Below are 22,994 nucleotides of genomic sequence, written 5' to 3'. Positions count from 1 at the left end.
CCAGAGGAGTGACCATGACTGTTTATGTACAGCCCGGCCAAGAAGGATCCAAGGTCCAGTTCAAGGACCGCTACGAGAACTGGATCGGCGGCGAATGGGTGGCCCCGACAACCGGCCAATACATTGAGAATGTATCGCCAGTGAATGGCAAGCAGTTCACGGAGGTGGCCCGTGGCGCCGCTGCGGACGTTGAGCTGGCACTCGATGCCGCACACAAGGCCGCACCGGCTTGGGGCAAGGCATCGGCCACGGAGCGCGCCGCCGTGCTGAACAGGATCGCGGACCGGATCGACGCGAACCTGGAGATGCTGGCGGTCGCCGAATCGTGGGACAACGGCAAGCCCATCCGCGAAACCTTGAATGCGGACATTCCGCTCGCGGCGGACCACTTCCGCTACTTCGCAAGCGCCATCCGCGCCCAGGAAGGCCGGCTCTCCCAGCTCGACGACGACACCACGGCCTACCACTTCCACGAACCCCTTGGCGTGGTGGGCCAGATCATCCCGTGGAACTTCCCCATCCTGATGGCAGTCTGGAAGATGGCTCCTGCCCTGGCCGCCGGTAACGCGGTGGTGCTCAAGCCCGCTTCCAACACCCCGGCGTCCATCCTGGTCCTGGCCGAACTCATCGCGGACCTGCTGCCGCCGGGCCTGCTGAATATCGTGAACGGCTTTGGTGCCGAAGTGGGAAAGCCGCTGGCCTCCAGCCCGCGGATCCGCAAGATCGCCTTCACCGGCGAGACCTCCACGGGACGCCTGATCAGCCAGTACGCCAGCGCCAACCTGATCCCGGTCACGCTGGAACTGGGCGGCAAGAGCCCGAACATCTTCTTCAACGACGTTGCCGAGTCCAACGACGCGTTCTACGACAAGGCGCTGGAGGGCTTCACCCTGTATGCCTTTAACCAGGGCGAGGTCTGCAGCAGCCCGTCCCGCGCCCTCGTCCAGGACGGTATCTACGATTCCTTCATGGCTGACGCCGTTGCCCGGACCCAGAAGATCGTCCAGGGCAACCCGCTGGACACCAACACCCAGATCGGCGCCCAGGCATCGGTGGGCCAGATGGAGAAGATCCTCTCCTACATCGACATCGGGCTCGAAGAGGGCGCCAAAATCCTGGCCGGCGGTGCACCGACGGAGCTCGACGGGGACCTGGCCGGCGGCTACTACGTCCAGCCCACCATCTTCGAAGGCAACAACAAGATGCGGATCTTCCAGGAGGAAATCTTCGGCCCCGTGCTCTCCGTGGCACGCTTCACCGACTACAACGACGCCATCAGCATCGCGAACGACACCCTCTACGGGCTGGGCGCCGGCGTCTGGTCGCGCAACGGCAACGTCGCCTACCGTGCCGGCCGCGAGATCCAGGCCGGCCGCGTCTGGGTCAACAACTACCACGCCTACCCGGCCGGCGCCGCGTTCGGCGGGTACAAGTCCTCCGGTATCGGACGTGAAAACCACGCCATGATGCTGGACCACTACCAGCAGACCAAAAACCTCCTGGTCAGCCACTCCGAAAACAAGCTCGGCTTCTTCTAAGCCCGGGCACCAGCCCAGGCTCACCGGACTGCCACCGCGTGACCGCCTACTGCACCATAACTACCGTTAGCTGCATAAAAAGCCAGTGGACGGCGGCGGGACCTCCCGCCGTCGTACTCTGCTGTCACGCACCGATGCATCCTGGTCGCCACTGACATGAAGCAACGGCACTACGAAGGGTTATTTGAATGACGAGAATGTTGATTATTGGCCCGCCCGGTTCCGGCAAGGGCACGCAGGCGGAGCGCATCTCGGAGCGCCTCGGCGTTGTTGCCATCTCCACCGGCGATATCTTCCGCGCCAATGTGAAGGGCGGGACGCCGCTTGGCATCGAGGCCACGAAGTACATGGACGCCGGTGACTTCGTTCCGGACAGCGTCACGAACGAGATGGTGCGCAGCCGCCTCTGCCAGGACGACGTCGAGAACGGTTTCCTGCTGGACGGATACCCCCGCACCACGGCGCAGGTTGATTATCTGGACGGGGTCCTGGCCAGGGGCGGGCAGGAACTGGACGTCGTCCTGCAGCTGACGGCCGATGACGACGAACTGGTCCACCGTCTCCTGGGCCGCGCCAAGGAGACGGGCCGCAGCGACGACAACGAAGCCGTCATCCGCCACCGGCTGGACCTGTACCACGGGCAGACAGAGGCCGTTGTGGCCAAGTATGCCGAGCGCGGCATCCTGACCCAGGTCGACGGCATCGGCGGCATCGATGAAGTGACCGACAGGGTGATGGGCGCCATCGAAAACCCAAGCTCGGTCTCCATCGTCAGCGGACGGTGATCCGGAACCACGTGAACACCGTGGCGACTAAGAGCTAAAGCCGGAGGACGACGTCGGGACTTCCCGCCGTCGTCCTCCGCTTCAGTTACCGGGCGGCTGCTTTACCGGCCTGCACGGAGCAGCATCGCAAGGACCTCGGGAGACCCGGCAACAGCCGCGGCCCCGCGCGCTTCCGACGGGTCTCCGTATCCCCAGGCGACAAAGATCGAAGGGACCCCGTGTGCGGCCGCCCCGTCAACGTCGTAGCTCCGGTCGCCCACCATGACCGGGCTGGAAATGTCCACGCCCTGCGCCTTCAGCCGCCCGAGCGATTCGGCAATAACGTCCTCCTTGGAGGCCCTGCCGGCTGCGTCGGACGCACCGCAAATATCGGCGAAGTGACGGTCGATACCAAAAGCGCCCGCCAGCCGGAGCGCCTGATCCTCCACTTTGGACGTCGCCACGGCCATCGGACACTGCAGCGAAGCCAGCTGGTCCAGGAGGCCGCCAACACCGTCGAAAAGGCTGGATTGTTCCGCACCCGTGTCGGCGTAGGCTGCGCGGTAGTGCCGGAGCGCTTCCTGGGCAGTTGCTGCGTCCAGGCCCGCGCTGTGCCGAAACGACTCGTACATGGGCGGTCCGACATACTTGAGCAGATCCCGGCGCGGGGGAACGGGCGCATTTACGGCTTTGAGCGCCCGGGCAGCGCTATCCATCACCCCCGGTGCGGAGTCCAAAAGCGTCCCGTCCATGTCGAACAGAATGCAGCTGACGGCGGCGGGTGCCTGATTGTCCAGGTGTAGACGTATCATTTCTGCGGAGCCTTTCTGGCTACGGTTTCGGAGCGCACACAGTCCCAGGGGCAGTGGCGCACCGATGATTGCGGCGGAGGGTAGGGATGGACGGGGCGGGTTTGGATCACATCGACCAGAAGATCCTTGCGGAACTCACAAAGAACGCCCGGGTGTCCCATGCCGAGCTGGCCAGCAGGGTGCTCCTGTCCCGGAACGCCGTGCGGCAGCGTGTGGACCGCCTGGAGCGGCAGGGCTACATCCAGGGCTACACGATTGTGGCGGGCAGCGTGGGCCAGAGCATGGTTTCCGCTTTCCTCATGATTTACCGCAAGGACCGCATGCGCGGCGCAGACGTCCTGGCCGCGTTGCGGACCATTCCCGAAGTGGTCCTCTGTGATGTCCTGAGCGGCGACTTTGACCTGCTGGTGCGGCTCGAGGCGCGCTCGCTGGACAGGGTCCAGGAGATCTGGGAGCAGATCGCGGCCCTCCCCGGCGTGGGCGACACCGTGACCGCGCTGACCCTGTCCAACGTCATCCGGCGGCGGGGCGCCGACGGGAACGGCGCCGGGCACGCCGCTGACGGGCTCCAGGGCCTGCCGCCCCGCTAGTTCCTGATGCAGACCACCTTGGCCTGGGTCATTTCCTCATAGGCGAACCGGACGCCTTCCCGGCCCATGCTGCCGTACTTGGACCCGCCGAACGGCATGCCGTCGAACCGGTAGTCCGAGGAGTCGTTGATCATCACGCCACCTGCGTCCAGATCCCGGGCAGCACGCATGGCCGCCGCAAGGGAGCGGGTGAAGATGCCCGCATGAAGGCTGAAATCGATGGAGTTCGCCAGCCCGATCGCTTCGTCGTAGGTGCTGAACATCTTGAGTATGACCACCGGTCCGAATACTTCCTCCTGCCAGAGGCTGCAGTCCTCCGGAACGGACTCCAGGACGGTCGGCAGCAAAACATTTCCCTCAGCCCGGTTGCCGGCCAGGACCGTTGCGCCCGCGTCGATGGCGCCGCCGATCTTGAGCTGGACCTCCCTGACCGCTCCGGGGCTAATCATGGGGCCAACGTCAGTCCGTTCCTCGGCGGGGTCGCCGGTGACCAGTGCTCCCGTGGCCGCCACGAACTTCCGGCGGAATTCGCCGTAGACGGAACGGTGGACCAGAATCCTTTGCACCCCCACACAGTTCTGGCCCGCAGCCCAGAACGCGCCGGATACACATGAGTCCACGGCCTTGTCCACGTCCGCATCGTCCAGGACGATCACCGGCGCGTTGCCGCCCAGGTCCATGGCGAGCTTCTTCAGCCCTGCCGTGCGGGCGATTGCCTCACCGGTCGCGAACCCGCCGGTGAAGGAAACCATCCGGACGTCCCGGGTCCCGATGATGGCCGCCGCAACATCCCTCCCGCCGTGGACCACCGTGAGGACCTCCGGCGGCAGGCCGGCGTCATACAGTGCGTCAGCCAGCAGTTGGGCGGACAGCGGCGTGAGGGCCGACGGCTTGAGTACGACGGCGTTGCCCCCGGCGATCGCCGGGCCCACCTTGTGGGCCACCAGGTTAAGGGGATCGTTGAAGGGCGTGATGGCCGCAATGACCCCGAGCGGCTCCCGCGTGAACCAGCCGGTCCGGTCCTCTGATCCGGCATAGGAGTCGAACGGGATGACTTCGCCGGCGCCGCGCGTGGCTTCCTCCGCGGACAGCCGGAGGGTGTTGATGGCCCGGTGCACTTCCTTGCGCGCCTGGCGGATGGTCTTCCCCGCCTCCGCCACGATGGTCCGGGCGAAGTCCTCGGTTCTGCGTTCAATGTCCGCCGCGGCCGTGGACAGGATGGCGGCGCGTACATGGCGGGGCAGGGACTTTGCCGTCAGAGCGCCGGAGCGTGCCGTTGCCATCAGTGCAACAACGGCGTTGACGTCGGCGGTGGGGACCGCTCCGACAATCCTGCCGTCATAGGGACTGGTCACCTCGTGGAGCGGGGGAACCTGGACGTCCTGCAGAACGGTGGCCTCAGGCACGTGCCAGCCCTCCGTCTTCCGTGGCAGCCTCAAGGGAACCGGCCGCGGCAGGGGAGCCGGCGGCGCCGCTGATTTCCGATGCCTGGTGGATGGCAATGATGTCGGACAGCAGCGCGTAGGCCGTCTCGATCCGTCCGGCGCCGGGGCCGGAAACCGTCACGGGGCCCAGCAGGTCAGTTTCGAACGAAACAGCGTTCGTGGCACCCGAGATGCCGGCAAGGCTGTGCTCCAAGTCGACGGCGCGCGGTGCAACGCCCGCCGCGATGCCGCCGTCGGGAGTCCGCCTGGCGGATCCGATCAGCTTCCAGCGCCGGCCGGCTGACGCAGCCGCCCGGATATCCTCCGGCGTTACTGCGGAGATGCCCTCGCGCCGGATGTCCTTCAGCTGCAGGTTCCCGCCGAGGAGCTCATTGGCGAGGATCAGCACCTTCAGTTGCACGTCAAAACCCTCGAGGTCCGCGGCAGGATTCGCCTCGGCATAGCCCAGCTCCTGGGCCTCACGGACCGCCTCGCCAAGGTCAAGGCCGGCTTCCATGCGCCCCAGAACGTAGTTGCTGGTGCCGTTCATGATCCCTTTAAAGCCGTTGAGCTTCAGCCCGCTGAACATCTGCTTGGCAAGCCGGATCACCGGCGTGCCGCTCATGACGGCACCCTCAAACTCGAAGCGGACTCCCTGCTGTTCCGCCAGGGCCGCCAGTTCCCGGCCCTGCAGGGCCACCGGCCCCTTGTTCGTGGTGCAGACGCTTTTGCCCGATTCCAGGGCCCAGCGCACGTGCGAAACCGCAGGCTCGCCGTCGTCGGGATTGGTGAAAGTGGCCTCACAGATGATGTCCGCTGTGCAGTTGCGGATCACCGCCTCGTTGTCCGGTGCCACGGAACCGCCGTGCCGGACAAAGGTCTCGCCGTCTCCGCCCAGCGCCAGGGCCATGGACAGATCAATACCGTCGGCGTCCACCAGGGAACCGAGGCGCAGGTCGGTGATGGCAACTACACGCAGGCCGAAGCCCAGCTCGGCGCGGAGGGCTTCGCCGCGGGCGGAGATCAGCTCAGCCAGGCTGCGGTTCACTCCGCCGAAGCCAATAAGTGCAAGGTCGTAGGTGGTCATGCCGTGTCCTTCTCTCGGAAATGCTTGGTGGTTCCATGCTCAGGCCGGTCCGTGTCCGTCCCGCCATGTGATTCCGCCCAAAGGACTGCGCAAAGTGACCAAGGATGACGCCGTTTGTACCGTGACTCCTTAATATTCGTGCAATATATGCATCTAGGGATGTTTTTAAAGATCAAAACTATGTTTTTGGTGTTACTTTCATCACAGCGGTTGGGTGTACCGGACTGGTCCCCAACCCCTCCGAGGCTTTCCGGTGCATCAATCCCGTTCGCACCCCGACTACTTTCCCGGGAGCAATTCATGGAACTCTCTTCCACCACCCGCTTGGATCCGCAGGCTTCTTCATCTCTTGAATCGGAATCCGCTGAATCGGGGCGCGGACCGGCGCCGGGGCTCCGCCGGTCCATGGGGCCGCGGCATCTGGTGATGATCGCCATGGGCGGCGTCATCGGGTCCGGCCTCTTCCTCAGTTCGGGCTACACGATTTCCCAGGCCGGCCCGCTTGGCGCGGTCCTCGCGTACCTCGTGGGCGCGTTCGTCGTCTATCTGGTCATGGCCTGCCTCGGCGAGCTGGCCATCGCTTATCCGGTCTCAGGCGCGTTCCACATCTACGCAGCCAGGTCCATCGGTCCCGCCACCGGCTTCACCACGGCCTGGCTGTACTGGCTGTGCTGGGCAGTGGCCCTGGGGTCGGAGTTCACCGCGGCCGGACTGCTCATGCAGCGCTGGTTCCCGGGCATTGAGGTGTGGGTGTGGTGCATCGTCTTCGCGTCCATCCTGTTTGCCCTGAACGCCGTCTCATCGCGCTTCTTCGGCGAATCCGAGTTCTGGTTTTCCATCATCAAGGTGGGCGCCATCGTTGTCCTGATTGCCTTCGGCGGGGCCGCCCTGGTCGGGTTCCACCCGCTGGCCGGAGGTTCCCACCCGTTCCTGCTCGAAAACTTCAACACATCGGGCGGACTGTTCCCTAACGGCTTCTCCGGCGTCCTGGTGACTGCCCTTGCAGTGTTCTACGCGTTCTCCGGTTCGGAACTCATCGGCGTCGCAGCGGGCGAAACCGCCAACCCCGAGACCAGCATTCCCAAGGCCATGCGGACCACCGTGTTCCGCCTGCTGATCTTCTTCGTGGGCGCCATCGGTGTCATCGCTGCCACCATCCCCTTTGACCAGGTGGGCCTGGACGAGAGCCCCTTCGTGACGGTCTTTTCCTCCATAGGCATCCCCTATGCGGCTGACATCATGAACTTCGTCATTATCACCGCCCTGCTCTCCGCCGGAAACAGCGGCCTGTTCTCCTGCGCCCGGATGCTCTTTTCCCTGTCCGAGGAAGGGCACGCACCGAAGGCTTTCCGGAAGCTGACCAAAAACGGGATTCCCCTCATCGCGCTCTGCGTCAGCATGGTCGGCGGGCTGGCCTCCCTGATCAGCAGCGTGGTGGCTCCGGAATCGGTGTACCTCGCGCTGGTGTCTGTTGCCGGGTTCGCCGTTGTGGGGGTCTGGATGTCCATCACGGCGTCGCACTTCTTCCACCGGCGGGCCTTCGTGCGGAACGGCGGAAACATCCACGATCTCGCCTACAGGGCCCCGCTGTTCCCCGTGGTTCCGATCCTTGCCTTCACGCTGTGCCTTATCTCGCTGATCGGCATCGCCTTCGATCCGAACCAGGTCGCTGCCCTTTACTTCGGCGTTCCTTTCGTGGGCGCCTGCTACGCCTTCTTCTACGTCAAGTACGGACGACGGCGGCAGCTCGCTAAGTAGCCTGCTGCGGCAGTTCTGCGGCTACCCCGCCGGCCCGGCGGCCGAACATTGGTTCGGCCGTCGGGCCTCCGGCGTATTTGTCGAAAGGCCCGCCGGCACGACGAAAGCCGCCGGTCACCGCCGCCTGCGCTGTGTGAGAATGGGCGTTGAAGTCCACCAGAGGGAGCGGTTCAGCTTGGAATTGTCGGAAGCGTCATCGCTGGGCCAGGGCCTTCGCATTGTCCGGCTCATCGTCGACCGCGAGAAGCGGGGCAGGGGACTGCTGGGCGTTTCGCAGCTCGCCGCAGAGCTTGCGATGGACCAGGGCCGCGTGTCCCGGCTTACCCAGGAGCTCTGCGAACTGGCCATTCTGGAACGGGTGGAACGCGGGCCGTTCCGTGCCGGGCCGGCCTTCTTCCAGCTTGGAGCTAGCCTCAATGTTGGCTGGATAGGCCAGGCCAAGAGTGAGCTGGAACTTTTCGTGGCTGAGTTCGGCCTCCGGGCCCGGCTGTCCGTCCGTGACGGCGTACGGGTGATCCTGCTCAGGACGTCCAGCAATGACGGCGCGCTGGGAAGCTTTGTGAAACCCGGCATGGTCACCCCCGTTTGGTGCACAGGTTCAGGCCGGGCCCTCCTCTGGGACCACAAGGCCACCGAGGTTGAGGAGCTTCTTCAGGGTGTGGACTTTATCGGCGTGGGCGGCCCACGGGCAGCTCACTCCGTGCCGGAAGTGTGCGAATTGATGGAACAGGACCGCCCGCGGGGTTTCATCAGGGCGGCCGAGGAGTTTGAGCACGGCGTCCATGAGCTCGCCGTTCCCGTCCGGGATCCGGCTGGGCGTGTGACCGCAGCCCTTGCCGTCCTGGGCGGCAGTGCCGCTTTTGACGTCCGGTGCGAGGAAATTGCCGGGGCGCTGCATACGGCAGCACAGCGCCTCTCGGTGGTGGGATCAGACGGCGGGGGAGTCAGCTAGGCCGGCCCAGGGCCGCTTCAAGCCACCCGCCCCATTTCAGGGCCGCGGCGGCAATCTCTTCGCGCTTCGGTTCCAGCCGGGCCTTTGATCCGACCACCTGCAAAGCAGCGATGGCTTCGCCGCGGAAGTCGCGGACGGGAACGGCCACCGAGTACAGATGGGGCTCCGCCTCTTCATCCACAACGGAATAGCCGCGCTCCCGCGCCCCGCCCAGGCGGGACAGGAAGTCTTCAATATCGGCGGGAGTGTTGGGGCCATGGCGGACAAAGTCGGTCTGGCTGAACACGGCCCGGACCTCGGCGTCGGTGGCGTCCCACAGCAGCGCCTGGCCGGCGTCGCTGCAGTAAGCGGGGTAGGGCCGGCCGATCCACGAGCCCACCATCCTGCTGTTCGGCGGGACGTGCTCACCGATCGTTACGGTGCTGTCCCCGTTGAGGACACCGAGGAAGCAGCCTTCCCCGGTGTCCTCTACGAGCCCCTCCAATGCCGTCATGCCTTCCGTCCGGAGCCGTTGCTCAGTCAGTAGCTGGGCATCCGTGTAGAGGCTCCAGTCCAGCGAATACTCCCGGTGCCCGCCACGGAGCAGGAAGTTCTCCTGCTGGGCGGCCTTGAGCCCGCGGGAAACCTGGCTGCGGTCCTTGCCCAGATCTGCGGCGATGTCCCCGACGGTCGCGCCCCGCGCTCCTCCGCCGTGACGGGAGCCGACGGCGAAGACAACTTGCATTCCGCGGCCCATGCTGGAGATTTTCGACATGGCTCCGATCTTAGTTGCTGGCAACCCGCGGTTTGGTGTCCCTAGTGGATCGCAAAGACCCGGGCGGGGAATCCGCTGCCGCCTTGAGGCTTCGGCCAGGTGGCCACGAGCAACGCCCCCGATTCCGGCAGCCCGTCCAGGTTGGCGAGGAGCTCGATCTGCCAGCAGTCCTGGGCAAGGATGTAGGTTTCCAGGCTGAAGTCCTGGTACGACGTCGCCCTGCCCGGGTCCGTATCCGTCTGCTCGTGGCCGATCGCCGTGATGTTCCGCTCGGTGACCAGGAAGGACAGCACGTCCCGGGACCAGCCCGGGGTGTGGCTGACGCCGTCGGCATCCCGGTTCGCCATCGCCCCGGGGTCGGGCCAGCGGTTGCTCCAGCCGGTCCGGAGCGCCACGAACGCGCCCGCCGGCATCCGGCCGTTCCGCTCCTCCCATTCGCTGACGTCATCGAGGGTGGGCGTCGCGTCGGCGTCGCTCGCGGCCCGCGTGCTGATGTCCAGCACCACCAGGGGCAGCACCATCTCTTCCACGGGGATGTTGTCCAGGCTTCGCCCGCCCCGGATAAAGTGCGACGGCGGGTCCACGTGGGTGCCCCACTGGCCGACGATGGAGTAGACGTGCGCCGTGAAGCCGTCGCCCTTTTCGAGGTCGAACAGGGCCGTCCTGCCTTCGTCCGGGAAAGCGGGGAAGTGTGGCTGGCCGGGGTGGAAGGCGTGTGTCAGGTCTGTGAACGACCTGCCGGACAGCAGCGACTGAAAGCCCTTCCAGAGGCCGGTAGCCTGAGTGCCGGTGGCCTGGGTGCAGGCGGCGTGGACTGTCATGACGCCCGGCCCAGTACCGGGCGAATCGCCGCTGCGGTGGAGACCCGGACCGGATCGGAGAGCTCGATGACCGGCACCTCCCAAGGGTGGACTTCGATCATGCGTTCCAGGAGCCGGCCGACTGCCTCCTCGGACAGATCAGCGTCCAGGTACGTGGTCAGGACAAAAGTGGGCGAGAGCGTCCTCTCGCCCGCGCGGCCGAACGTGGGGTTGGCTGCCGCCGAAGCGGTGAACCCCTCGAAGCCGAGACTCGATTCGAATACATGCCGGTAGTTTCCAAAGTCCCCCAGTTCAGGGCATGACTCCAATGCGTCAAAAAGTGACGCGAGGCCCGGATCCGCTTTCAGGACCTCCAGGTCGCCCTCCACCAGCTGCCTCAACGACACTGCGGCAATAGGCCAGTGGACGCGGAGTTTGCGCACGCTTCTCATACCAATATTCATGTCTGGATGCCTCTTCCATGGATCGTCCGGAGCCAGCTCGCGTGGCGTTTGCATCATCCTGACAGAAGGTGACGGGCAACACAAGCATATCTAATTGTCTATACTGCACATAGATTGAAGTCGTTCCGTCCACGAAAGCGAAGTGATCCGTCTTGAGCACCCCCACCTCCCCGCTGCTTTTTGCCCTCTACGAACAGGCCAGCGTCGGTTGCGGCGGCGCCCCGAGCCTCTGGACGCACCCGCTTGATAACCGTCTGGAGCTCAATTCACTGGACCGCTGGCGGGATGTGGCCATCACGGCCGAGCAGGCCAACCTCGATGCACTGTTCTTTGCCGATGTCCTGGGCCTCTATGACGTGTACGGCGGATCGGCCGACGCCGCCCTGGGCTGGGCCGTGGAAGCACCTGCGAACGACCCCTTTATGTATGTGCCGGCACTCGCCGCCCTCACGGAGCGGCTGTCGTTCGTGATTACGGCCTCGACGACGTACGAGCACCCGTTCTCCCTGGCCCGCCGCTTCGGCACCCTGGACCACCTCAGCAACGGCCGGATCGGCTGGAATATCGTTACGTCGTACCTCTCCAGCGCCGCCCGGAACTTCGGCATGGACGAGATGCTCAAGCACGCGGACCGATACGGCCGCGCGGATGAATTCATGGATGTGTTCTACAAGCTGCTGGAGGGCAGCTGGGCGGGCGACGCCGTCGTCGGAAGCAAGAGTGAAAAGGTCTACGCCCGTCCCGGTTCCGTTCAGTCGATCAACCACGACGGCGAGCATTTCCGCGTGGACGGACCGTCGCTGACGTCGCCGTCGCCGCAGCGGACCCCCGCCCTGTTCCAGGCGGGGTGGTCGTCGCGGGGCCGCGAGTTCGCGGCCAAGCACGCCGAAGTGATTCTGCTGCCCAAGAAGGACCCGCAGGAGATCGCCGCAGGCCTGGCGGACATCAACCGCCGGGCGCTGGAGCGCGGCCGTCCCGCCGGTGAGGTGCGGTCCATGGCGCTGGCCCGGATCATCACCGCACCCACCGTGATCGAAGCGCAGGAGAAGTATGACGGGCTTCAGCGCAACTACCACTTGGAGGCGCAGCTGGTCAGCTATGCCGGCGATACCGGGATCGACCTCAGCAAGTACGCCGACGACGAGCCGTTGGCCACGGCGTCCAACGGTCTCACGTCCTATGTGGTTAAGGGGGCGCCGCAGGACAAGCCGCTCACCGCCGGGGATGTGCGGTGCAAATTCTCCGAGGTCACACGCGGAACCGACCTGCTGTTCATCGGCACGCCGGAAGACGTTGCGTCGCAGATCCAGGACCACGCGGCAACGTCGGGGCTGGACGGCTACATGATCAACCCGCTGGTGAGCCCCGGCTCCCTGAATGACTTCGCAGAACTGGTGGTGCCTGAACTCGCCAAGCGCGGGCTTTACGACACGGAACCGAAGAGCGGCACCATGCGCTCCAGGCTGCGGGCTGACGGCTCGGACCTGATGGCCAGCCCGTCTTACGGGGCGGGCTTCCGCCAGCGATAGCCTGTTGACACCCTTCCGCCACAGCCGTATTCTACAACCAAATGGTTGTAGATCAGATGAGTGAAGCCGAAGTTGACCGCCTCTTCCAGGCGTTCTCCGATGCCACCCGCCGGGACATTGTGCGACGGGTGACGGTGGGGGAGTATTCGGTGTCCGGCCTCGCGGCCCTCTATGCCATGAGCTTTGCCGCCGTCCAGAAGCACGTGGCGGTGCTGGTGCGCGCCTCCCTGGTTACGAAGGAGAAGCGCGGAAGGGAGCAGATCGTGCGGGGCAATCATGAAGGCCTGGAGAAAGCCCGCCGCCTGCTCGATGAGTACGAGGCGATCTGGCGGCAGCGTGCCGAGCGGATTGCAGACATTCTCGCTGAAGGATAGGAAAGGTTCCGCAATGACTGTTATCAGTTCCACCAAGAATCTTGAGGCCCTGAGCTTCACCCTCGTCGCAGAATTCGATGCGGGCGTTGAGCGCGTCTGGCAGATCTGGGAAGACCCCCGGCAGCTCGAGCGCTGGTGGGGCCCGCCCACCTACCCCGCCACGTTCGACGGCTTTGATTTCCAGCCCGGCGGGAAGGCCGCCTATTACATGACCGGTCCGGACGGTACGAAGGCCCGCGGATGGTGGCGCTTCACCGCCGTCCAGGCTCCGAACCAGCTGGAGTTCGACGAAGGTTTTGCCGACGAAGACGGTGATCCCGTCGAGGACGTGGGCACTGCCCACGCGACGGTCACCCTCGAGGACCTCGGCGGCCGCGCCCGGATGACCATCATGTCCACGTTCGAATCCGAAGAGCAGATGGAAGAAATGGTCAAGATGGGCATGGAGGAAGGCATGAAGGAAGCGGCCGGCCAGATCGACGCCATGCTCGCCGAGCACTCGCACGCCTGACCGGCATCACGGCCAGCGAAGACTGTTCAGGCCAGTAACGCAAGAGAACGACGGCGGGAGCTCCCGCCGTCGTTCTCTTGCGTTTTCCGTGTGGTTCCCTAGACGGTGACGCCCTGGGCGGCCTTCCGGTTCAGGCTGACCGTAAAGGTGTTCGGCCCGCTGAGGGTGACGGCAACGTCGCTGCGGTGGGCGTTGGCTTTGGTGGAAATGTCGTGCACCAGGGCGTCCAGCGTGTGGTCAATCGCGGAGCGGTCCCAGATTTTCAGCGTCACGGAGTGGTTGGTTTCGAACGTCATTATTCGGTGCCTCATTCGTAAGTTCGGTCATGGGCTTCGCGTCGGTGCGGAGCCCGGGACGGGTCTGTCCGTGAACGCTCAGAGGCCTTCTGCAGCTCGGGCGAGCTCACTGGTTTGGCCTCGTTGCGTCCACCAGGTTGGGTTGTTCTAAGCCGCTGCATTCTCTGCGCCTAAGCGTGATGATCAGGGCTTTCCGGCTGGGAAATCGCATTCTCAGCCGTCCTTTCCATGATGCACGGAGGGGTGCTGGCGTCTCAAGCCAATAGCCGGTCATTGCGCGTGAGACTCATCACAACGGTTTCGCAGGCCGCTTGCGGGCTGGCTCCGGACCCGCCATCCATTGACAAGTGTACGGCGTACACCTATGGTCAGACGCATCAGGTGTACACCGTATACCCAGCCAGCGAAGGACCCCGCCATGCCAACGCAAACCATCCGCCCCGCAGCCGCACCCGTCCGGCGTTCCTGGCCCCAGTGGCCCGTGCCCGCCGGGTTGATCCTGCTGAGCCTCATCCCGGTGATCTTCGGGGCCCTCCGCCTGACCGAACTGACCGCAGGCGCCGATGTTACGCCGCAAAACGCGCGGTTCTTCGCGTCTCCGATCCCGGTGGTGACGCACATTGTTAGCGTCACCGTCTACTCCCTGCTCGGGGCGTTCCAGTTCGTTCCGTCACTTCGGGGACGCCGGGGCTGGCACCGCATCGCCGGGCGCATTCTCATCCCAGCCGGCCTGCTTGCCGCCCTTTCCGGGCTGTGGATGTCCGCCTTCTACCCTCTCCCCGACGGTTACACCGACGTCCCCCTCCGGCTCTTTTTCGGCACCGCGATGCTGGTGAGCCTGGTCCTGGGGCTGGCCGCGATCAGGCGGCGGGACTTCGTGCGGCACAGCGCCTGGATGACGCGGGCCTATGCGGTTGCCGTCGGCGCGGGAACACAGGCCTTCGTGAGCATCCCCTGGCTGCTGCTTATCGGACCCACCGACGTGCCCACCCGCGCAGTGCTGCTGGGCGCGGGGTGGGTGATCAACGTGGCGGTGGCCGAGTACGTCATCCACCGCCGCGCCCGGAAGGCACCGCGCCGGACAGTCAGTAGGCCTTCACCCGCTGTTCCACGATGAGGTGGATGAGGGCGAAGACGCCGTCCTGGTCGATGGCCCGGAACGCGGCGTCGAGGGCGGCCGGCACATCCCCGTCACGGGTGACGGTGATGCCGAATCCGCCGAAGGCCCGGGCCATGAGGCCGAAGTCCGGGTTCTTCAGCTGCGTGCCCGACACCCGGGACGGGTAGTGCCGCTCCTGGTGCGTGCGGATGGTGCCGTACTCCTGGTTGTCCATCACGATGATGAGCGGCGTGGCCCCATATTGGGCAGCGGTGGCCAGCTCCTGGCCGTTCATAAGGAACTCGCCGTCTCCGGCGATGGTGACCACCCGGCGCTGCGGACTGGCCAGCGAGGCGGCGACGGCCGAGGGAACAGAGTAGCCCATGGAGCCGTTCCGGGCGCTGATCATGGAGGCATAGCGGCGGGTGGGGAAATACCGGTGCGCCCAGTTGGTGTGCTCGCCTGCGCCGAATGTCACCATGGCGTCCTCCGGCAGCCTCGGGACCAGGTTGGCCATCAAAGTGTCCATCCTGGCGGGACCTTCAGCCGGCGTGGCCGGAGGCAGGCTCGCGAAGGACGTCTGCTCGGCACGCATCCTGGCCGTCCACGCCTTCCATTCCTCCTTCAGGGGCAGGTCGATTGCCACCAGGTCACGGACGAAAGCGTCCGGTTTCGCCACGATCTGCCGGGAGACGGGGCCGGAGCGGCCGCGCAGCGAAGGATCGATGGTCACCAGGAAGTTCTTCTTGTTCCAGTCCTGCCGGCAGAGAAATCCGTCCGTGATCACGTCACCCGGAACGGTCCCGACGAAAACAAGCAGGTCGGTTTCATCCAGCAGGTCGTAGGTGGGGCGGGGGCGGCCGTAGCCGATCGGACCAACATAGGACGGGGAGTCGAAGGAGACGGTTCCCTGGGTGCGCCATTCCGCGGCGGCCGGGATGTGGTGCTTTTCCAGCCATTCGGTGAGCTGGCCGGCCGCTTCCTGGGTCCAGTCGTTGCCGCCGGTGACAAAGAGCGGCTTCGAGGAATTCGCCAGTGCGGTGGCCAGTGCCTCGGCGTCGGTGGTGCTCATGCCGCCCGCCGCCACCGGGATGGTGGGGTGCAGGGCCGGATCAATCTGCTGGCGGATGATGTCTTCCGGCAAGCCCACCACCACCGGCCCCGGCCGCCCGCTCATGGCCGCGAACATGGCTTCCGCAACAATCTCAGAGGCGCGCTCGGCGTGATCGAGCACCATCACGCGCTTGGCTCCGGTGTCGAACCAGGCCTTGATATCGAATTCCTGGAACGCCTCGCGGTCGCGGTGAGCAAAGGGAATGAGCCCGACGAAGAGCAGCATGGGCGTGGAGTCCTGCCAGGCCGTGTGCAGGCCAACGTGGGCGTTGGCCGCACCGGGGCCGCGCGTCACCATGGCAACGCCCGGGCGCTGGTTCATTTTGCCGTCGGCCTCGGCCATGTACGCGGCACCGCCCTCATGCCGGCAGACCACGGTGTCGATGTCTGAACCGTGCAGCCCATCCAGCACGTCCAGGAAGCTCTCGCCGGGAACCACGTAGGTGCGCTCCACGCCGTGGGCCACGAGGGAGTCAACAATCACGTGCCCGGCGGATCTCAGTATTCCGGGGTCAGCCGCCGAGGCTGGGCGTGCTGCAATCTGATGGATGGTGTCGCCGTCGAACGGTTGGGTGTCGGTTTCGGTCATGGTGGATGCGGACTCCGTTGTCATCACTACTTGTCTTCTTGGGTTGGGCGTTGGTTTACGTGCGTTGGGTGGAGGCGCCGGTGGCGCCTAGTCGGTTTCCGGTCCGGTGCAGAAGAAGCAGCCGTCCTCGCAGCTGTCCGTCGTCTGGTTTTCCGTTGGCGCCCGGTCAGGTTGGGGGCTCAGCAGGTTTTGTCGGTTCATGGCGGGCTTTCGTCGGTTGTTGTTGGGGTCTGGGAGCTGTGGAAACCGGGTGGTTGCGGGACTGTTACCGGATTGGTGTCCGGTTGGCCACCACGGGTGCGGCGCCGGTATAGCCGTCGCGTGCCTCGGCGATTTCGTGGATCCGTTTGCGGCAGGAGTACCAGCCGGCCACCATGAGGGCGCAGGCGATGAGGGTAACCAGGAGGGTGAGCGGGGAGTCGATGAAGACCATCACCAGGACGCTGACGAGGAACAGGAGCGAGAGGTAGCCGGTGTAGGGAGCGCCGAACATCCGGAAGGAGGGACGATTCAGCCAGCCCCTGTCTGCCCAGCGTTTGAGCTGCATCTGGCAGAGGACGATGGTGGCCCAGGTGACGACGATGCCCACGGAGGCGACATTGAGGACGATCTCAAAGGCCTGGGAAGGGACGAGGTAGTTCAGCGGGACGCCGAGGAGGGAAACGCCAGCGGTGATGGCGATGCCGCCGTACGGTACGCCGGCTTTGTTCATGCGCTGGGCAAACTTGGGGGCGGAGCCGGCCACGGACATGGAGCGAAGGATGCGGCCGGTCGAGTAGAGGCCTGCGTTGAGGGAGGAAAGAGCGGCGGTGAGGACCACGAGGTTCATGATGACGTCCACGCCCTGGATGCCGATGGATCCGAAGAAGGTCACGAAGGGGCTTACGCCCTTTTCGTAGGAGGTGTAGGGCAGCAGCAAGGCCAGGAGGATGACGGAGCCGACGTAGAACACGGCGATGCGGAAGACCACGGAGTTGATGGCCTTCGGCATGATCTTTTCGGGGCTTTCGGTCTCGCCGGCGGCGGTGCCGACCAGCTCGATCGAGGCGTAGGCGAACAATACGCCCTGCATGAGGATGATCATGGGCAGGATGCCGTTGGGGAAGATTCCGCCGTTGTCGGTGATGAGGCTGAAGCCGACTGCCTGGCCATCCACCGGAGTGCCGAAGATGACGAAGTAGGTGCCGATGAGCAGGAACGCGACGAGGGCGACGACCTTGATGATGGCGAACCAGAATTCCATCTCGCCAAAGACCTTGACCGAGACGAGGTTCAGGCACAGCACGACAACCAGGGCGGTCAGGGCCCAGGCCCATTGCGGGACATCGGCCATCCACGGGATGTAGTGGCCGAAGAAGTTCATGTAGAGCGCTGCGGCGGTGATGTCCACGATGGTGGTGGTTGCCCAGTTGATCCAGTAGAACCAGCCCGAGATAAAGGCTGCCTTCTCGCCGTAGAATTCACGGGCGTAGGAGACAAAGGAGCCCGACGACGGGCGGTGCAGCACCAGTTCGCCCAGCGCGCGGAGGATCAGGAAAGCGAAGAACCCGCAGACGGCGTAGGCGATCACCAGGGAAGGGCCCGCGGCGTTGAGCCGGCCGCCGGCACCGAGGAACAGGCCGGTGCCGATGGCCCCGCCGATCGCGATCATCTGGATCTGGCGGGGCTTCAGGCTCTTGTGGTAGCCCTTGTCCTCCGCGTGAAGGAGGCGTTCGGTGGCATGCGCGTGGCCGCCGTCAGCATCGTGCTGGGCAACCTCGTCATTGGGGTTGTTGGACATGGGTGATCCTTTCGACCGGTTGAAGATCTAGCTGAGGGTGGAACAGGAAAATGCGGGGACGGATTAGAAAACGGACCATCCGGTCCGGTCGGACAGGTCAGCGAGGGCCGCCGAGCCCGCCAGAGAGTTTCCCTTGGAGTCCAGCCGCGGGCTCCAGACGCAGATCGCGCATTCGCCGGGGACGATGACCAGGATTCCGCCGCCCACACCGCTTTTACCGGGAAGGCCGACGCGGTAGGCGAACTCACCGGCGGCGTCGTACATGCCGCAGGTGAGCATGATGGATCCGATCCGCTTGGCCTCGCTCCGGGAGACGACGGGGCCGTTTGTTCCGTGCCCGCCGCGGGCAAGGAACAGGCCGGCCTTCGCCATCTCGACGCAGCTCATCATGATGGAGCACTGCCTGACGTAGTTCTCCACCACGGCCTCGGCGGGCCGGTGCAGGTTGCCGAAGTTCTTTAGGAAATGGGCCAGGGCAAGGTTGCGGCTGCTGTTGGCCAGCTCGTTCTCTGCGGCCACCTCATCGATGAACGGTCCCTGGCCACTGTGCTGCCCCGCCTGGCCGCGGAGGAACTGCAGGACATGCCCTGCAGCGTCAGGGAACCTGTCCATCAGATGGTCGGTCACCACCAGGGCGCCGGAATTGATGAAGGGGTTCCTGGGGATCCCGTGCTCCACTTCAAGCTGCACCAGGGAGTTGAACGAGGTTCCCGACGGTTCGCGGAGCACCCGGGACCAGAGTGTGCCGGGGTCATCGGCGTTGAGGGCCATGGCCAGGGTGAAAACCTTCGAGATGCTCTGGATCGAGAAGGGCAGGGCGGCGTCGCCGGCGCTGAACACCTCCCCGGAGGTTGTGGCCACCGCGATTCCGAAGCGGTCGAACGGCGGCGATGACAGGTGCGGAATGCCGGCAGGCACCGAGCCTGCAACACTTCGGGGCCGGTGGCTGCGGACAATATCAGCCAGGACCAGACCAAGAGGCGGTGAATCGAGTGCTGTCATCATTTCTTGCCCAGGTGCTCCTTATGCTTGCCGGCCCACTCCTGGAGATGGAGCAGGGCGACCAATGAATCTCGGGGATTGTTGAAGTTCAGGCCCGTAACCCGGCTGATCTTGCTGATCCTGTAATAGACGGTGTTCTTGTGCATCCTCATCTGCTGGGCGCATTCGGCCACGTCCAGCGACGCCGCAAAATACGCCCGCAGGGTTTCGGCCAGTTCGTCATCGTCGCGGAGGAGTGCCCAGAGGCTGCGGTGGCGGAAGTCGGAGGCCGTGAAGTTCTCCACCGCCTCGTGGAACAGGATGTCCACCTCGAAGTCGCCCACCGAGGCCACCGACGCGGTCCCTGACCGCCGCATGCAGCCGAGCAGGGCCTCCGTTTTGGCGGTCACGGAGTGAATCGACAACAGATCGGGGGCGATCGGGCCCACTGCCGCGAACGGACTGATACCCAGGTGCTTCCCGGCGTCCCGGACGATTGCCTCGGCCAGGCTCCGAAGCCCGGCTTCGGCATTGGCGGACTGGAGCCCCGGGACGATCACGGCCGTGTCGCCGTTGAACTGCCCCACGATGGCAGACGCTTTGTAGGCCGCCGCATGGATGGACGCAAGGTTGGCGAGTTCCCCGTGTTTGAGGGCTGCGTCGTCTTCCTGTGCCTGGGAGGCGGACATTCCCAGCAGGATCAGTGCCGAGGGACGGTCCGCGGGGATCTTCTCGCTATGTGCACTTGCTGCGGCCTCGGCCGGGCCCGAAAGGATCCGCGCAATGCGGTCCTCGCGCATGTGCACCGACTGCTGGTTGCGGTAGCGGATCAGCTCGGCTGACACCCGGGCAGCCGATCCGGTCAGGACATAGTCGACGTCCGTGCCGAACCCGTCCCCGGTTTCCTGCAGCCAGATGTACCCCATGATGCGCTCGCCGGCGAACAGGGTGATGGCGACGCGTTCCCTCAGCCCGTCCTGGGGCCGGGCCGGAACCCTGACAGGCAGGCGGGTCCGGTGCAGTTCGCGGTAGGCGCCCAGATCCTTCAGGAGGAGTTCGTACTTTCGCGGACCACGGCGTGCAAGGATCGATGCCTTGCGGAGCTCATCGATGTCATTCGTCACCGTGGAGTAGGCCAGGACCTTGTTGGCCGCGTCCTCGATCACAACATGGCTCGATGTCAGGCGGGCCGTGGTCTGCGCGATGGCGAACAGGTCTTCCTCCAGCAGCGTCAGCACTTCGCTCTGGTAGCTGCGCGGCATGATCCGGTCCTTGGCGATGGACAGGAGCCGGTCCCAGTCAGCGGCCGGGTCCACCAGGAGGAGGCCCGTTCCGGCTGCCCGGAGTAGCTCTTCGGCTTCCGCCAGTTCCCCAGGGCTGCCCTTGACGGCGAGCACCAGGGGCGGGTTCTTCACAAGCCGCCGGAGCGCCGGCAAAGCGGAGCGCCCACGAACCCCGATCAGCAGGACAAACGCGGCGCCGCCGTCGGACGTTTCGTCGTCCGCGTCAACGATCAGGAAGCGTTCAATGGGGGATTCTGCGCGGGACGGCCGGAGGATGAGGCTGGCGAAACCCAGGGGGAGATCCGACAGGATGTCGTCCACTGTAGCTGCGGCCATGGGTTTCCTTCGGCATTGATACCCCCGGACGGCTCTGTCCGGTCACCCAATGCTATCGAGTGCAGTTGCCGGAAAATATGGATGCCCGACTAAATCCAGCCCCGGCTTTTAGGTCCCTGAACCAATGCGCGGTCGGTTTGGGGGTAAGTGTGAGGGGGAATCCGCGGTAACCCGGCGATAAAAGGCAAAGCGGACGACGGCGGGAGGTCCCGCCGTCGTCCGCCTGCGGGCAGCTCATCGCCGTCGAGCTAGGAGTCCGCCCGCGCTTTTCCGGGGGCGAGGGCGTAGAAGGGCGTGAACCGGCCCCTCGCTCCGGGGGAAATGTTGGAACGGACGATCGAAGCGCTCTCCAGCGCTGCCAGGTGGTACCTGACGCAGTCCCGTGAGAAGGCGATGCCGCTGCTGATGTCAGCTACTTTGCTTGCGCCGTTGCTCGCCAGGTAGTTGATGATTTGTGCTCTGATTGGTGGGCTTCGCGCCCTTTTCGTCCGCTCAATGCGGTGTGCCTCCGTCGGGCTCTGGAGTTCAAAGTCAGCGGTCATTGGCCATGCCTTTCGTCCGGGGTGAGGGGAGGTTCGCTCGGTCAGTGCATCGAAACGCGCTCAGGCTCCCTGCTGTCTTCTGTGACCTCAGTGACTTCGGCGTGCTGAATGTCCTGATCGTCGTGGGAGGTTTCCGCACGCGGCGCATCGAGGAGGGAAGCGGTCTTGTCGTGGTTCCGGCCGATGACCGCGGTGGCGATGGCATTTCCCAGGATGTTGGTGGCGGTGCGTCCCATGTCCAGGAGCTGGTCGATCACCAGCAGGACACCAATCCCGGCGGCGGGGATACCGAAGGCCGGGACCACGGCGGCTACGACGACGAGTGACCCGCGCGGCACGCCAGCCATGCCTTTGCTGCTGAGCAGGAGCATTGCCGTCATCGCGATCTGCTGGCCAAGGTCCATGTCGATCCCGTAGGCGTTGATCAGGAAGACTGACGCGAAGGTCATGTACATCATGGAACCGTCCACGTTGAACGAGTAACCCAGGGGCAGCACGAAACCGGTGGTGCGCTTTTCGATGCCGAACTTCGTCAGGCCTTCAATGAGTTTGGGCAGGGCTGCCTCGCTGCTGGAGGTGGCGAAGGCGATGACCATGGGTTCCCGCACAATGCGGACCAGCCGGAAGGCGGCCTTTCCGAGGAAGACGACGGCGACGCCGATCATGATGACCCAGAGTGCGGAGAGAGAGACGTAGAAGCCGCCGATGAACGACGCGTAGGTGGCGAAAGCGTCCAGGCCCTCGGCGGTGAAGGCCGCTGCGATGCCTGCGAAAACGCCCACCGGGGCCGCCTTCATCACGTATCCGGTGACCTTGAGCATAACGCCCATCAGTTCGTCGATGGCATCCGCGATGGACGAGCGGCCCTTCTTCCGGAGGTTCAGCAGGGCGATGCCAAAGAGCGCGCCGAACACCAGGATCTGCAGGGGGTTGTTGGCCGTCAGTGCCGCGAAGACGCTCGTGGGGATGATGTGGGTCATGAACTCCGCGTAATCGAGGGGCTTCGTTTCCATCCCCGCGTCACCGCCCGCTACGAGGTTGAGGCCGTGGCCGACGTTGAGCACGTGCGCGGTGATGAAGCCGAAGGCGCCCACCAGGACAGAGGCGGACAGGAACCAGATCATCGACCGGCCGAAGAGCTTCCCCACGCCGGCGGACTTGGCAGCACCTGCGATGCCGGAGACCAGGGTGGCGAAGATCAGCGGGGCGATGATCATCTTGATCAGGTTGAGGAACATGTGCGTCACGGTGTCGAGGACGGCCACGACGGATTCGCGGGTGTCCACCGGCAGCAGCCAGTGGAAGAACAGTCCGCTGAGGATTCCGAACACGAGCGCTGCCAGAATCCACATCGTTGATTTGTTTTTCATACTCAGTCCTTGCGTAGAGGCCGGGCGGGGCCCGGTGCTGGAACGGTCCTCGTCATCGAGTGCCGTTTTCTCTGTAGTCGGTGGGGAAATTTGGGCACGGCGGTGTGCCCCTGCTCCCTGGTCGGATGGGGTAGAAGGTGCTTCGGTGGTGGTGCGGTTACTTGCTCAGGTTGGCCAGGCGTTGGGGGCTGAGGAGTTCCTGGAGTTGTTCGGCGGTGAGGAGTTGGTGTTCGAGGACGAGTTCGGCG

Annotated in this window: 22 protein-coding genes; 9 read left to right on the top strand and 13 right to left on the bottom strand. The window is 64.9% G+C overall.

Annotated features, from left to right (window positions below):
* Nucleotides 1-14 precede the first annotated feature (14 nt).
* Together J7I79_RS01060 and J7I79_RS01055 are read left to right on the top strand one after the other, a co-directional pair.
* Nucleotides 15-1,538 (top strand): aldehyde dehydrogenase family protein, encoded by a 1,524-nt coding sequence (locus J7I79_RS01060; RefSeq protein WP_214949188.1) that lies wholly within the window; start codon nucleotides 15-17, stop codon nucleotides 1,536-1,538.
* A gap of 197 nt (nucleotides 1,539-1,735) precedes the next feature.
* The gene (locus tag J7I79_RS01055) at nucleotides 1,736-2,323 is read left to right on the top strand and encodes an adenylate kinase (protein ID WP_214949987.1); all 588 of its coding nucleotides are present in this window, start codon (nucleotides 1,736-1,738) and stop codon (nucleotides 2,321-2,323) included.
* 101 nt (nucleotides 2,324-2,424) lie between these two features.
* Here J7I79_RS01055 and J7I79_RS01050 read toward each other — a convergent pair whose 3' ends face one another.
* The gene (locus J7I79_RS01050) at nucleotides 2,425-3,114 is read right to left on the bottom strand and encodes an HAD hydrolase-like protein (protein WP_214949182.1); all 690 of its coding nucleotides are present in this window, start codon (nucleotides 3,112-3,114) and stop codon (nucleotides 2,425-2,427) included.
* A 101-nt stretch (nucleotides 3,115-3,215) separates the two neighbouring features.
* Here J7I79_RS01050 and J7I79_RS01045 point away from each other — a divergent pair, with 101 nt between their 5' ends.
* Complete coding sequence (locus J7I79_RS01045; RefSeq protein ID WP_396020142.1) at nucleotides 3,216-3,704, top strand: Lrp/AsnC family transcriptional regulator; 489 nt, start codon at nucleotides 3,216-3,218, stop codon at nucleotides 3,702-3,704.
* Here the strand turns inward: J7I79_RS01045 and J7I79_RS01040 are convergent.
* Together J7I79_RS01040 and J7I79_RS01035 are read right to left on the bottom strand one after the other, a co-directional pair.
* On the bottom strand, nucleotides 3,701-5,110 hold the full coding sequence (locus J7I79_RS01040) for an aldehyde dehydrogenase family protein (RefSeq protein WP_214949180.1): 1,410 nt from the start codon (nucleotides 5,108-5,110) through the stop codon (nucleotides 3,701-3,703). The genes J7I79_RS01045 and J7I79_RS01040 overlap by 4 nt on opposite strands.
* A complete protein-coding gene (locus tag J7I79_RS01035) occupies nucleotides 5,103-6,215 on the bottom strand; it encodes a homoserine dehydrogenase (protein WP_214949179.1) in 1,113 nt (370 codons plus the stop codon). The genes J7I79_RS01040 and J7I79_RS01035 overlap by 8 nt, the downstream gene beginning before the upstream one ends.
* 300 nt (nucleotides 6,216-6,515) lie before the next feature.
* Between J7I79_RS01035 and J7I79_RS01030 the strand changes: the two genes are divergently transcribed.
* Nucleotides 6,516-7,973, top strand: a complete 1,458-nt coding sequence (locus J7I79_RS01030; protein ID WP_214949178.1) for an amino acid permease — start codon at nucleotides 6,516-6,518, stop codon at nucleotides 7,971-7,973.
* Between the two features lie 139 nt (nucleotides 7,974-8,112).
* On the top strand, nucleotides 8,113-8,925 hold the full coding sequence (locus J7I79_RS01025) for an IclR family transcriptional regulator (RefSeq protein WP_396020141.1): 813 nt from the start codon (nucleotides 8,113-8,115) through the stop codon (nucleotides 8,923-8,925).
* Here the strand turns inward: J7I79_RS01025 and J7I79_RS01020 are convergent.
* Genes J7I79_RS01020 through J7I79_RS01010 form a run of 3 tightly spaced genes read right to left on the bottom strand, consistent with a single transcriptional unit; the run spans nucleotide 8,918 to nucleotide 10,943 of the window.
* A complete protein-coding gene (locus J7I79_RS01020) occupies nucleotides 8,918-9,679 on the bottom strand; it encodes an IclR family transcriptional regulator (protein WP_214949176.1) in 762 nt (253 codons plus the stop codon). The two genes, J7I79_RS01025 and J7I79_RS01020, sit on opposite strands and share 8 nt — an antisense overlap.
* Before the next feature lie 41 nt (nucleotides 9,680-9,720).
* Nucleotides 9,721-10,500: a cyclase family protein gene (locus J7I79_RS01015; protein ID WP_251042247.1), complete on the bottom strand. Its 780-nt coding sequence runs from the start codon at nucleotides 10,498-10,500 to the stop codon at nucleotides 9,721-9,723.
* Nucleotides 10,497-10,943, bottom strand: a complete 447-nt coding sequence (locus J7I79_RS01010; protein ID WP_214949174.1) for a hypothetical protein — start codon at nucleotides 10,941-10,943, stop codon at nucleotides 10,497-10,499. Before J7I79_RS01010 ends, J7I79_RS01015 begins: the two co-directional genes overlap by 4 nt.
* Before the next feature lie 152 nt (nucleotides 10,944-11,095).
* Here J7I79_RS01010 and J7I79_RS01005 point away from each other — a divergent pair, with 152 nt between their 5' ends.
* From J7I79_RS01005 to J7I79_RS00995, 3 genes are read left to right on the top strand one after another with little or no spacing between them, the layout of a single operon-like run.
* On the top strand, nucleotides 11,096-12,472 hold the full coding sequence (locus tag J7I79_RS01005; RefSeq protein ID WP_214949172.1) for an NtaA/DmoA family FMN-dependent monooxygenase: 1,377 nt from the start codon (nucleotides 11,096-11,098) through the stop codon (nucleotides 12,470-12,472).
* 41 nt (nucleotides 12,473-12,513) lie between these two features.
* The gene (locus J7I79_RS01000) at nucleotides 12,514-12,846 is read left to right on the top strand and encodes a helix-turn-helix transcriptional regulator (protein ID WP_214949170.1); all 333 of its coding nucleotides are present in this window, start codon (nucleotides 12,514-12,516) and stop codon (nucleotides 12,844-12,846) included.
* 13 nt (nucleotides 12,847-12,859) lie between these two features.
* On the top strand, nucleotides 12,860-13,357 hold the full coding sequence (locus J7I79_RS00995; RefSeq protein ID WP_214949162.1) for an SRPBCC domain-containing protein: 498 nt from the start codon (nucleotides 12,860-12,862) through the stop codon (nucleotides 13,355-13,357).
* A 98-nt stretch (nucleotides 13,358-13,455) separates the two neighbouring features.
* Here J7I79_RS00995 and J7I79_RS00990 read toward each other — a convergent pair whose 3' ends face one another.
* The gene (locus J7I79_RS00990) at nucleotides 13,456-13,653 is read right to left on the bottom strand and encodes a hypothetical protein (protein ID WP_181039031.1); all 198 of its coding nucleotides are present in this window, start codon (nucleotides 13,651-13,653) and stop codon (nucleotides 13,456-13,458) included.
* Between the two features lie 418 nt (nucleotides 13,654-14,071).
* Between J7I79_RS00990 and J7I79_RS00985 the strand changes: the two genes are divergently transcribed.
* Nucleotides 14,072-14,770 carry a DUF2306 domain-containing protein gene (locus J7I79_RS00985; RefSeq protein WP_214949161.1) on the top strand — a complete coding sequence of 233 codons (699 nt, stop codon included), beginning with the start codon at nucleotides 14,072-14,074 and terminating at the stop codon, nucleotides 14,768-14,770.
* Here J7I79_RS00985 and J7I79_RS00980 read toward each other — a convergent pair.
* The 6 genes from J7I79_RS00980 to J7I79_RS00955 form a co-directional block, all read right to left on the bottom strand.
* The gene (locus J7I79_RS00980; protein ID WP_214949160.1) at nucleotides 14,739-16,478 is read right to left on the bottom strand and encodes a thiamine pyrophosphate-dependent enzyme; all 1,740 of its coding nucleotides are present in this window, start codon (nucleotides 16,476-16,478) and stop codon (nucleotides 14,739-14,741) included. The genes J7I79_RS00985 and J7I79_RS00980 overlap by 32 nt on opposite strands.
* A gap of 241 nt (nucleotides 16,479-16,719) precedes the next feature.
* Nucleotides 16,720-18,234: an amino acid permease gene (locus tag J7I79_RS00975; protein WP_214949159.1), complete on the bottom strand. Its 1,515-nt coding sequence runs from the start codon at nucleotides 18,232-18,234 to the stop codon at nucleotides 16,720-16,722.
* 63 nt (nucleotides 18,235-18,297) lie between these two features.
* On the bottom strand, nucleotides 18,298-19,239 hold the full coding sequence (locus tag J7I79_RS00970; protein ID WP_214949158.1) for a glutaminase: 942 nt from the start codon (nucleotides 19,237-19,239) through the stop codon (nucleotides 18,298-18,300).
* A complete protein-coding gene (locus tag J7I79_RS00965) occupies nucleotides 19,236-20,834 on the bottom strand; it encodes a CdaR family transcriptional regulator (RefSeq protein WP_214949157.1) in 1,599 nt (532 codons plus the stop codon). Before J7I79_RS00965 ends, J7I79_RS00970 begins: the two co-directional genes overlap by 4 nt.
* A gap of 248 nt (nucleotides 20,835-21,082) precedes the next feature.
* Nucleotides 21,083-21,376 carry a winged helix-turn-helix domain-containing protein gene (locus J7I79_RS00960; protein WP_214949155.1) on the bottom strand — a complete coding sequence of 98 codons (294 nt, stop codon included), beginning with the start codon at nucleotides 21,374-21,376 and terminating at the stop codon, nucleotides 21,083-21,085.
* Between the two features lie 41 nt (nucleotides 21,377-21,417).
* On the bottom strand, nucleotides 21,418-22,746 hold the full coding sequence (locus tag J7I79_RS00955; protein ID WP_251042246.1) for a dicarboxylate/amino acid:cation symporter: 1,329 nt from the start codon (nucleotides 22,744-22,746) through the stop codon (nucleotides 21,418-21,420).
* Nucleotides 22,747-22,994: the final 248 nt, after the last annotated feature.

The organism is Arthrobacter sp. ISL-69, from assembly GCF_018613775.1.
Lineage (GTDB): Bacteria > Actinomycetota > Actinomycetes > Actinomycetales > Micrococcaceae > Arthrobacter.
Note: the sequence above shows the minus strand (reverse complement) of the source record. Positions and strands in the feature narration are given on the sequence as shown.

Coding starts and splice junctions, on each gene's coding strand:
- J7I79_RS00960 (WP_214949155.1), bottom strand. CDS start 21,376: ATGACCGCTGACTTTGAACTCCAGAGCCCGACGGAGGCACACCGCATT.
- J7I79_RS01000 (WP_214949170.1), top strand. CDS start 12,514: ATGGTTGTAGATCAGATGAGTGAAGCCGAAGTTGACCGCCTCTTCCAG.
- J7I79_RS01055 (WP_214949987.1), top strand. CDS start 1,736: ATGTTGATTATTGGCCCGCCCGGTTCCGGCAAGGGCACGCAGGCGGAG.
- J7I79_RS01020 (WP_214949176.1), bottom strand. CDS start 9,679: ATGTCGAAAATCTCCAGCATGGGCCGCGGAATGCAAGTTGTCTTCGCC.
- J7I79_RS01015 (WP_251042247.1), bottom strand. CDS start 10,500: ATGACAGTCCACGCCGCCTGCACCCAGGCCACCGGCACTCAGGCTACC.
- J7I79_RS00955 (WP_251042246.1), bottom strand. CDS start 22,746: ATGAAAAACAAATCAACGATGTGGATTCTGGCAGCGCTCGTGTTCGGA.
- J7I79_RS00975 (WP_214949159.1), bottom strand. CDS start 18,234: ATGTCCAACAACCCCAATGACGAGGTTGCCCAGCACGATGCTGACGGC.
- J7I79_RS01010 (WP_214949174.1), bottom strand. CDS start 10,943: ATGAATATTGGTATGAGAAGCGTGCGCAAACTCCGCGTCCACTGGCCT.
- J7I79_RS00995 (WP_214949162.1), top strand. CDS start 12,860: ATGACTGTTATCAGTTCCACCAAGAATCTTGAGGCCCTGAGCTTCACC.
- J7I79_RS00990 (WP_181039031.1), bottom strand. CDS start 13,653: ATGACGTTCGAAACCAACCACTCCGTGACGCTGAAAATCTGGGACCGC.
- J7I79_RS01030 (WP_214949178.1), top strand. CDS start 6,516: ATGGAACTCTCTTCCACCACCCGCTTGGATCCGCAGGCTTCTTCATCT.
- J7I79_RS00970 (WP_214949158.1), bottom strand. CDS start 19,239: ATGATGACAGCACTCGATTCACCGCCTCTTGGTCTGGTCCTGGCTGAT.
- J7I79_RS00985 (WP_214949161.1), top strand. CDS start 14,072: ATGCCAACGCAAACCATCCGCCCCGCAGCCGCACCCGTCCGGCGTTCC.
- J7I79_RS01025 (WP_396020141.1), top strand. CDS start 8,113: ATGGGCGTTGAAGTCCACCAGAGGGAGCGGTTCAGCTTGGAATTGTCG.
- J7I79_RS01060 (WP_214949188.1), top strand. CDS start 15: ATGACTGTTTATGTACAGCCCGGCCAAGAAGGATCCAAGGTCCAGTTC.
- J7I79_RS01050 (WP_214949182.1), bottom strand. CDS start 3,114: ATGATACGTCTACACCTGGACAATCAGGCACCCGCCGCCGTCAGCTGC.
- J7I79_RS00965 (WP_214949157.1), bottom strand. CDS start 20,834: ATGGCCGCAGCTACAGTGGACGACATCCTGTCGGATCTCCCCCTGGGT.
- J7I79_RS01035 (WP_214949179.1), bottom strand. CDS start 6,215: ATGACCACCTACGACCTTGCACTTATTGGCTTCGGCGGAGTGAACCGC.
- J7I79_RS00980 (WP_214949160.1), bottom strand. CDS start 16,478: ATGACAACGGAGTCCGCATCCACCATGACCGAAACCGACACCCAACCG.